Genomic DNA, 9429 nt, shown 5'->3' with positions numbered 1-9429 from the left:
ACTCTCCGAGCCCCTCCCCCACCACCACCGCACGACGCTCCAGCACCGCACGCGACGCCGCCAGCGAGAACCCCACATCCCCCGGCCGAACCCCGACACCCCCAGCACCCCCGACGTCCTCGGCGTCCTCGGCGTCCAGGAAGGACAGCAGTCGGCCCGCCTGCTCCCGCAGCGCCGCATCGCTCTTCGCCGACAGCACCCATGGAACCGGGCCCGCGACGGGCGTTCCGCAGCCGGACTCTTCGCTCGTCGCGGCCTGCTCGACGATGACGTGCGCGTTGGTGCCGCTGATTCCGAAGGAGGACACCGCCGCCCGGCGCGGCAGGTCGCCCGCGGGCCACCGAACCGCTTCGGTCAGCAGTCGTACGCCGCTCGCCGACCAGTCCACGTGCGGCGTCGGCTCGTCCACGTGCAGCGTCTGCGGCAGCACACCGTGCCGCATCGCCATCACCATCTTGATCACACCCGCCACGCCCGCCGCGGCCTGCGTGTGGCCGATGTTCGACTTCAACGAGCCCAGCCACAACGGCCGGTCGCCGTCCCGTCCCTGGCCGTAGGCGGCGATAAGAGCCTCCGCCTCGATCGGGTCGCCGAGCCGCGTCCCCGTACCGTGCGCCTCCACCGCGTCGACGTCCATGGGCGCGAGTCCGGCGGCCGCCAGGGCCTGGCGGATGACGCGCTGCTGGGAGGGGCCGCTGGGTGCCGTGAGTCCGTTCGACGCGCCGTCCTGGTTGACCGCGCTGCCCCGTACGACGGCCAGCACCCGGTGGCCGTTGCGCCGGGCGTCGGACAGCCGCTCCACCAGCAACATCCCCGCACCCTCGGCCCAGCCCGTGCCGTCGGCACCGGCCGCGAACGCCTTGCACCGGCCGTCCGCCGACAGCCCGCGCTGACGGCTGAACTCCACGAACATGCCGGGCGTGGACATCACGGTGACGCCGCCGGCCAGGGCCATCGCGCACTCGCCGTTACGCAGCGACTGGACGGCCAGATGCAGCGCCACCAGCGAGGACGAGCAGGCCGTGTCCACGGTGATCGCCGGGCCTTCGAGGCCGAACGAGTAGGCCACGCGGCCCGAGGCGACGCTGGTCGTCGTGCCGGTGAGCAGGTAACCCTCGATGCCGCCCACCGGCTCGTGCAGCCGGGGGCCGTAGTCCTGTGCCGTCGCGCCGATGAACACGCCCGTCCGGCTCCCGCGCAACGTGGCCGGGTCGAGGCCGGCCCGTTCGAAGGCCTCCCACGCGGTCTCCAGGACAAGTCGCTGCTGTGGGTCGATCGCGGCGGCCTCGCGCGGGCTGATGCCGAAGAAGGCGGCGTCGAACCCGGCCGCGTCGTGCAGGAAGCCGCCGTGCCGTGTCGAGGACTTGCCGAGCGTGCCGGGCTCCGGGTCGTAGAGCGCCTCGACGTCCCAGCCGCGGTCCGCCGGGAATCCGGAGATGGCGTCGCCACCTGAGTCGACCAGCCGCCACAGGTCCTCGGGGGAGCTCACCCCGCCGGGCAGACGGCAGCTCATGGCCACGATGGCGATGGGCTCGTCGGGGTCGGCGAACGTCGCGGACGCGGGGGCCGCCGTGTCCTCGCCGCCCAGGGACCGGGCGGCGAGGTGGCGAGCGAGCGCGGCAGGGGTCGGGTGGTCGAACAGCAGCCCGCTGGGCAGGCGCAGGCCGGTGGCCTCGCCCAGTTGGTCGCGCAGTTCCACCGAGCTGAGCGAGTCGAAGCCGAGGTCCTTGAACGTCCAGCCGGTCTCGACCTGGCGGGCTTCCGCGTGGCCCAGGACGGCGGCGATGTGCGCGCGGACCAGATCGAGCGCGGCTTCGTCGCGTTCCGACTCGGGCAATCCGGCCAGCCGTCGGCCCAGGCCTCCCACAGGCGCGCTGTCGGTCTCGGCGACGACGGCGGCGTCCGGCTGCTGCGGAGTCACGGGAGGCCGGTCGGTGGTGGCGACGGACGACGTGGTGTCGCCGTCCAGCCAGTACCGCTGTCGTTCGAACGCGTAGGTGGGGAGCGCGACCTTGCGGCGTTCGCCTCGCCCGCCGCCGAACAGGGCATTCCAGTCCGGCTCCATGCCGTGGACGTGCAGCGAGGCGATCGCGGCCAGCAGCGCCTGCGCCTCGGGGCGACGGGTGCGCAGGGCGGGGACGAGCAGGGACTCGCTGTCCGCGCCTGCGCGGGCCATGGAGGTGAGCACGCCGCCGGGGCCGAGCTCCAGGTAGGTGCGGACGCCCTGCTCGTCGAGGCGGGCGACGCCGTCGGCGAAGCGGACCGCGTCGCGCACGTGGCGGACCCAGTACGCGGCCGTGCAGCCTTCGTACCCCGAGGGCTCCTCGGACAGCCGGCCCGTGACGTTGGAGACGATCGGGATGCGCGGGGCGTGGAAGGTCAGCCCCTCGGCCACGTCGCGGAACTCCGCCAGCATGGGTTCCATGTGCGGGGAGTGGAAGGCGTGGCTGACCCGCAGTCGGCTGGTCCTGCGGCCCAGGGCGGCGAAGGAGTCGGCGATCTCGGTGGCGAGTTCCTCGTCGCCGGAGACGACGACGGAGTCCGGGCCGTTCAGGGCGGCGATGCTCACGCGGTCCGTGCGGCCGCCGATGCGGGCGCGGACCTCGTCCTCCGCGGCCTCGACGGCGATCATGGCGCCGCCGGCGGGCAGCGCCTGCATCAGACGGCCGCGCGCGGCCACGAGGGCGCAGGCGTCGGCGAGCGAGAGGACGCCGGCCACGTGCGCTGCGGCGAGCTCGCCGATGGAGTGGCCCATCAGCACGTCGGGGGTGATGCCCCAGCTCTCCAGCAGCCGGAACAGGGCGACCTCGAAGGCGAACAGCGAGGTCTGCGTGTAGAGGGTCCGGTCGAGTTCGGCCGCTTCCTCGGTGCCTTCGAGCGCGAACATGACCTCACGCAGCGGCCGCGGCAGCGAGGGGTCGAGGTGTGCGCACACCTCGTCCAGCGCGGTGGCGAACACCGGGAAGGCAGCGGCCAGTTCGCGGCCCATGCCGGCTCGCTGGCTGCCCTGGCCCGAGAAGAGGAAGGCGAGCTCGCCGCGGGGGCCGGTGCGGCCCGTGGTCAGTGCGGCGTCGATGCCGCCGGTGGACAGCTCGCGCAGGGCGCGCAGGGCGTCGTCGCGGTCGTCGCCCACGACGACGGCCCGGTGTTCGAAAGCGGTGCGACCGTTGGCCAGCGACCAGCCGACGTCGGACGGGGCGAGTCCGGGGTGCGCCTCGGCGTGTGCGAGCAGGGCGGCGGCCTGGGCACGCAGTCCGGACGCGGTCTTGGCGGACAGCGGCCAGACGGTCGGCGCCGCGCTCGTACCCGCCTCCGCAGCCGCGCCCTCCGCGGTCGCCGTAGTCCCCGCAGTCCCCGCGGTCGCCGTAGTCCCCGCAGTCCCCGCAGTCGGCGCGCTCGCCCGGTGTTCCGCCAGCACGATGTGGCAGTTGGTGCCGCCCATGCCGAACGAGCTGACCCCGGCGAGCAGCGGGCGGTCCTCCTGGCCCTCCCACGACGTGTGCTCGGTCTGCACCCGCAAGTTCAACCGGTTCAGGGGAATCGCCGGGTTCGGCGTCTCGAAGTTGAGGCTGGCGGGCAGTTCGCGGTGGGTGAGCGACAGGGCGGCCTTCAGCAGGCCGGTGATGCCGGCGGCGCCCTCCAGGTGGCCGACGTTGGTCTTGGCCGAGCCGACCCGCAGCGGGCGGCCGGGTTCGCGTCCCGCACCGAGCACCGCGCCGAGCGCGGCCGCCTCGACGGGGTCGCCGACCTTGGTTCCGGTGCCGTGCAACTCGACGTAGCCGACCTGGGCAGGGTCGATCCCGGCTCGCTCGTAGGCGAGACGCAGCACCTGTTCCTGCCCCGCCTGCAGCGGCACGGTCAGCCCGTCGCCACCACCGTCGTTGTTGACCGCGCTGCCGCGGATCACGCAGTAGACGGGGTCGCCGTCCGCGAAGGCCCGGGCGAGAGGTTTGAGTACGACGATGCCGCCCCCCTCACCACGGACGTAGCCGTTCGCACGGGCGTCGAAGGTGAAGCAGCGGCCGTCGGGTGACAGGCCGCCGAACTTGGCGGCGCCCAGGGTGCTCTCGGGGACGATGTTGAGGTTCACGCCGCCCGCGAGGGCGATCGTCGATTCACCCTTGCGCAGGCTCTCGCAGGCGAGGTGGACCGAGACCAGGGAGGAGGACTGGCCGGAGTCCACGGTCAGACTGGGGCCGTTGAGCCCGAGGAAGTACGAGACACGGTTGGCGATGATGCTGCGGTGCAGGCCGGTGACGGTGTGCGGGGAGATGGCGGTGAGCCCGGAACGGTGGTGCAGGGTCGCGTAGTCGTCCCAGATGGCGCCGACGAACACCCCGGTCCGGGTGGAGCGCAGCGTCCCGGCACGGACATGCGCGTCCTCCAGCGCTTCCCAGGCCAGCTCCAGCACGAGCCGCTGCTGCGGGTCCATGGCGGCGGCCTCTTTGGGGGACACTCCGAAGAACCCGGCGTCGAAGTGGCCGATGCGGTCGAGGAATCCGCCCCGCCGGATGTCGGTCCTGCCGGGTGCGGACAGATCGGCGTCACCCACCTCGGCCCCGTCCCACCGGTCCAGGGGGACGTCGGTGATCGCGTCCGCGCTCTCGCTGAGCAGCCGCCAGAAGGCGGCTGGGTCGGCGGCCCCCGGCAGTCGGCACGCCAGGCCGATCACAGCTATGCCATCGGCCGAATCCGCCGGAGCCGAACCGACCCGATTCCCCGTTCCGTTGAGCTCGGACTCGACCATATTGCGCTCCCCCACCCACACAGAGAATGAAAAGGCACCGCACTGTGCCGGCCACGGAACAGGCGATCGGCTCGACCAGCGAGACCGGGCGGCAACAAGTTGCGGTGTGGCCCTAGTTTCGGCCTCGCAGCCGCGCTCCGCCGCTGCAGCGGATCAGTCTTAGGGGAATCCCCAATGGTTGACGTGCACGGGCATTGACAGCCGGGGATCTCTAAGGAGATCCCTAGGGACAGTCGTGGGAGAATTGCAGCTTGTGCAGCCTCCCCCAATTCTCCTCCGCCGGTGAGGCTCCAGGTATTTCATGGCGCATCTGCACGCAGTCCGGAATCCCTCAGCGCAGTCTTTTCTTCTGGAAGGTTGCGCTGGAGGTGGGGTCAGTGGGCGAAGACCGTGCTGGCCAAGGCGACATGGGCAGCTGTGCCGCCGAGGATGCTGAGCAAGGCGTTGCGGCGCCAAAGGTGCAGGCCGACGGTGACGGCCAGAGCCGCGAGGGGGGCCAGGGCGCGCCACTGCGTCACGGGCAGGTCGCGCAGGCAGTGGACGACGAGGATCACCATGACACCGGCGGGCATGCGGGTGCTGAGGAACCGGACGGTCGCGCTGGCGCGCAGGGAGGCGAGGGCGGCGAAGGGCAGGGCGCGCAGGGCCCAGGTGACGGCGGCGCTGACGAGGATGGCGGCCACGGCGTAGAAGGTGTCAGGCACGGTTCGGCCTCCTGCCGGTGACGAGACGGCGGGCCAGGAGCCCGGCGGTGAACAGGGTGAAGGCGGCCAGGAGCATCGGGCCCGGGAGGAGCAGCCGGGCGGCCACGGCGCTGAACAGGGCGAGCGCGGGGGTGGGCAGATCTCCGCGCAGGTCCTTGAGTGATTCGAGCGCCAGCACGGTGAACAGGGCGGTCAGGGCAAAGTCCAGGCCGGTCACGCCGTCCGGGATGAGGGAGCCGAGAAGGGCGCCGGCGGTCGCATTTCCGACCCAGTACGCGTGCATGAAGAACTGGAGCCACAGGATGCGCCGTCCGGACCAGGAGCGGGCCTCGGATCCGGCGGTCAGGGCATAGGCCTCGTCACTGAGCGCGAAGGTGCCGTACGCCTTGCCGCGGCGGCCGGTCACTCGGTGCAGGGGAAAGGACAGGGCGTAGAAGACGTGCCGGACGTTCACCATGAAGGCCGTTCCGGCGATCGCGGCCAGCGGCGCGGCGGCGGTGACCATGCCGATGAGCAGGAACTCGAACGATCCGCCGTAGACCAACGCGGCGGAAAGGCCCGCCCACCACCAGTCGAGACCGGACTGGGTGACGAGGGCCCCGAAGGCGAGACCGAGCGGAACGAATCCCAGGCCCACGGAGGCGGAGTCGCGCAGGGCCGCTCGTGCCTGGGACGGAACCCGAGGAGGAGCGGCGGCAGACCGAGACCGGCCGCCGGCATCGGTATCGACATCGGCCGAACTTGTACGCATGAAGAAATTTTAAAATAAATCGCACCTCATATGGTTTCCAGTTAAGGCCCTATGATCAGACCGTGAGCAATGAAGTGAGCATGGATGCCCTGGATCGAGAAATTTTGTTTCACTTCCAGCAGGACGGGCGGCTGACCAACGTCGAACTGGCCAAGCGCGTCGGCCTGACCCCGCCGCCCTGCCTGCGCCGGGTCAAGCGGTTGGAAGAGGCCGGCGTCATCACCGGGTACCGGGCCGTCGTCGATCCCGAGACCATGGGCCGCGGGCTGGAGGTCCTCGTCGACGTCGAGATCTACGCCCAGGACCGCAAGAGCTTCGAGGAGTTCGAGGACACCGTGGCCTCCTATGACGAAGTCATCGAGTTCCGCCGCATGTACGGCCGCCCCGACTACTTCCTGCGCGTCGCCGTGGCGGACCACGCCGCCTACGAAGCCTTCCTCACCGGCAAGCTCAGCTGCCTGCCCGCCGTCCTGCGCCTCGAATCCCACCTCACCATGAAGAAGATCAAGACGAACGGCTGAACTCCCGTCCCACGCGGCAAGGGAAATACCGACCCGGGCAGGCGGCGCGGCGCATGGGTGCACGGTGTGCAAGGCTTCTTGCCCTGCCCCGCAGGAGTCTGTTTCCGCCCCCACCCTCAAGTGGGGGTGTCCAAGGAGGAACCCGATGGGCGAGAGTGGCCGTGCAGCGAGCCGGACGGCGGTGCTGGTCTGCCAGGGGCGGGCAGCGGCGGACGGAAGAGCCTCGGTCGGCCGGTTCGCGGATCCCTTGGCGATACGGCTGTTGCGGGACGCGGAACGTGTGCCCGTGGCGGAGGTACGCGCGAACACCGCGCCGCAGGGCTGGCAGGCACGCGTCGCGTTCGAGAGTGTGCGGGCATGCGCCGAGGTGGTCGTGCCGCGTACGGTGGCGATCGACGAGGCACTGCGCGATCGCGTCACCAGCCAGCTCGTGATCCTCGGCGCCGGTCTGGACACCCGCGCGTGGCGTCTGCCCGGGCTCGCGCAGACCGATGTGTGGGAGGTCGACCATCCCGCCTCTCAGCAGGACAAGCGTGACCGTCTCGCCGAGGCCGTCAGCGTGCCGCACAGCACGGACGAGAGCGACCGGATCACCGTCGAGCTGCCGGTGACCGCCCGCTGCGTACGATTCACTCCGGTCGATTTCGCCGTCGACGATCTCGGTGCGGCGTTGGATGCCGCAGGACACGACCCGTCGAAACCGACGACGTGGCTGTGGGAGGGCGTCGTCCCGTACCTCGCGCGCAGCGAGGTACACGCCACGGTGGCAGCCCTCGCCGCTCGTACGGCCCCAGGCAGCGCCCTCGTCGTCAACTATCAGGCGCCGTCGGCGCGAGCGGCCGTAGGACGGCTCCTGACGCGTGTGCTCGGCAGCAGTGTGACGTCGGGCGAACCGTGGCGCTCGCTGTGGACACCACAGCAGATGGCCGCGCTGCTGGCGGACAACGGGCTGCGGGTGGTGTCGGACGACGATCTGCTGACCCTTGCACACACCCTCGACAGCCCGGCCCTCAGCCGGACATCGCTGCGGTCCGGACACGTCGCCGTCGCAGTCAGCCACTGACGTACGACGGCGAGGACACGGCGGCACGGCCCCGAAGTCGGTCACGCCCAGCGCGGTCACACGCCCCCGGGGAGGAAAGTCTGCTGGCCAGCGCGTGGGCTTCCTCGGTGGTGACGGGTTTGGTGATCGCCATCAGCTGGTCACAACGTCTGTCGATCTCTTCTTCGGTGGACTCCCAGTCGGGCAGTGGGCCGTCGGCGACGAAGATCTGGACTTCGCTCCTCATGCACGTTCCCGTCGCTCAGCCTTCGATGGCACGAACTTAAGTGTCGATCACCTTCGAGCTTCAGCCAGAACTTCGGCGTCGACCTCTGCCGGTGTCCTGTCGCCGTTCCAAAAGGCGGCATGGTTCTGTAGGGCGAGTGCTGCTGCCTGCTTCGGTCGACATCGCTCGTCCATGATTCCCTTCATGGCGCGCCGCGGTCGAACCGGTTTCATCGCAGGTGCTGTTCAGCGGCCGTACCGACAGAACGCGTGCGGAGTCCGCGTAGCGCATCGCGGTGTTCGGCCACCGGTTGGCCTGCTCCTGCCGGTTGGTGACGATCGGGCCGACCAGCACCGCGATGGTCAGGCCCGGCACGAGAGCGCTGCCCGGCACACGCGTCGACATACGTGTACTCGTTCTGGCGCTTACAACGACCCACACGATGGGCCGAGTTGTCAGTGTGCGATCAGGCAGCAGCGAGCTTGAGGACCGAGCCGAAGCCCAACTCCTCCCTGAGGCAATCCCGCTGAATGCTGAATGTGGACTGCGTACTGGATCGGGCGCAGCCGCTCTGCCATGCGCTTCGGAATGCGATGCTGTCACGCACGAGTGACAATGGTGGAGCGCAACGGCCGCTTCCGTAATATACTCCAGCGGAATTCCCGATCGGCAACACTTTACAGGCTCAATCGTTGACCTTCCGAAGGCGACACCGAGCCGAGATCGTTTGCCTATCCCATTCTCTCGGAATTCGATCCTGCGAGGGTGAAGAAAGATGGACCTGAAGCTCGAAGCCATTGTGCTCCCTGTCTCCGACGTCGATCGCGCCAAGAACTTCTACGAGACAGCGGGGTTCCGAATGGACGTCGACAATACGTTCAGTGACGACTACCGCTTGGTGCACCTCACACCCCCCGGTTCCGCATGCTCGATCCTCTTCGGCAAGGGCATGATCGACACTGCTCCCGGCTCGGCCCAGGGCCTATATCTCATCGTCACGGATGTCGAGCAGGCGCGTGCAGAGCTCGTGAGCCGCGGCATCAAGGTCAGTGATGTGTTCCACGACGCCGGGGGGATCCTTCACCACGGCCACGAAGCCGGAGATGCCGTGCATCGGGGCGCCGGACAGGAACGGCTCGCGGGCCCGGACCCGGAGCGGACGTCCTACGCCTCCTACGCCACCTTCAGCGACCCGGACGGAAACGGGTGGGTGCTCCAGGAGATTACGCAGCGGCAGCCCGGCCGGTAATTGATGACGGAGCCGCCACCGAGGAACGTCCACATAGGGACGTATCGTCACGTTCGAGGATGGAGCCGTGCCGGACGAACGGCGGTACGTCATCGAGCGGACGGGGCGTGGAGGTGAAGCCCTGGAGCGCGGTACGGAAGTCTCCGTCCCAGTCGACCACCGAACAACATCCTTGCTCCGCATGGGCAC

The 9429-nt window shown here is 69.9% G+C and carries 7 protein-coding genes; 3 read left to right on the top strand and 4 right to left on the bottom strand.

The features are described 5' to 3' along the window. From ABT085_RS16290 to ABT085_RS16280, 3 genes are all read right to left on the bottom strand, one after another. The coding region (locus ABT085_RS16290) for a beta-ketoacyl synthase N-terminal-like domain-containing protein (RefSeq protein ID WP_351607294.1) at positions 1-4747 on the bottom strand (4747 nt) is incomplete at its 3' end. 374 nt (positions 4748-5121) lie between these two features. Next, entirely contained in the window at positions 5122-5451 is a 330-nt protein-coding gene (locus tag ABT085_RS16285; RefSeq protein ID WP_351607292.1) for a branched-chain amino acid transporter permease, read from the bottom strand. Beyond that, positions 5444-6088, bottom strand: coding sequence for an AzlC family ABC transporter permease (locus ABT085_RS16280; RefSeq protein ID WP_351607289.1), 645 nt, complete (start codon positions 6086-6088; stop codon positions 5444-5446). The genes ABT085_RS16285 and ABT085_RS16280 overlap by 8 nt, the downstream gene beginning before the upstream one ends. A gap of 194 nt (positions 6089-6282) precedes the next feature. Here ABT085_RS16280 and ABT085_RS16275 point away from each other — a divergent pair, with 194 nt between their 5' ends. Both ABT085_RS16275 and ABT085_RS16270 read left to right on the top strand, forming a co-directional pair. Further along, positions 6283-6723: an Lrp/AsnC family transcriptional regulator gene (locus ABT085_RS16275; RefSeq protein ID WP_351607297.1), complete on the top strand. Its 441-nt coding sequence runs from the start codon at positions 6283-6285 to the stop codon at positions 6721-6723. 145 nt (positions 6724-6868) lie between these two features. After that, complete coding sequence (locus ABT085_RS16270) at positions 6869-7786, top strand: class I SAM-dependent methyltransferase (RefSeq protein ID WP_351607286.1); 918 nt, start codon at positions 6869-6871, stop codon at positions 7784-7786. Here ABT085_RS16270 and ABT085_RS16265 read toward each other — a convergent pair. After that, complete coding sequence (locus tag ABT085_RS16265; protein ID WP_351607282.1) at positions 7776-8012, bottom strand: hypothetical protein; 237 nt, start codon at positions 8010-8012, stop codon at positions 7776-7778. The two genes, ABT085_RS16270 and ABT085_RS16265, sit on opposite strands and share 11 nt — an antisense overlap. A 754-nt stretch (positions 8013-8766) precedes the next feature. Between ABT085_RS16265 and ABT085_RS16260 the strand changes: the two genes are divergently transcribed. Further along, complete coding sequence (locus ABT085_RS16260) at positions 8767-9240, top strand: VOC family protein (RefSeq protein WP_351607279.1); 474 nt, start codon at positions 8767-8769, stop codon at positions 9238-9240. Positions 9241-9429 lie beyond the last annotated feature (189 nt).

It is taken from the genome of Streptomyces sp. NPDC002265 (assembly GCF_040296125.1).
GTDB lineage: Bacteria > Actinomycetota > Actinomycetes > Streptomycetales > Streptomycetaceae > Streptomyces.
Note: the sequence above shows the minus strand (reverse complement) of the source record. Positions and strands in the feature narration are given on the sequence as shown.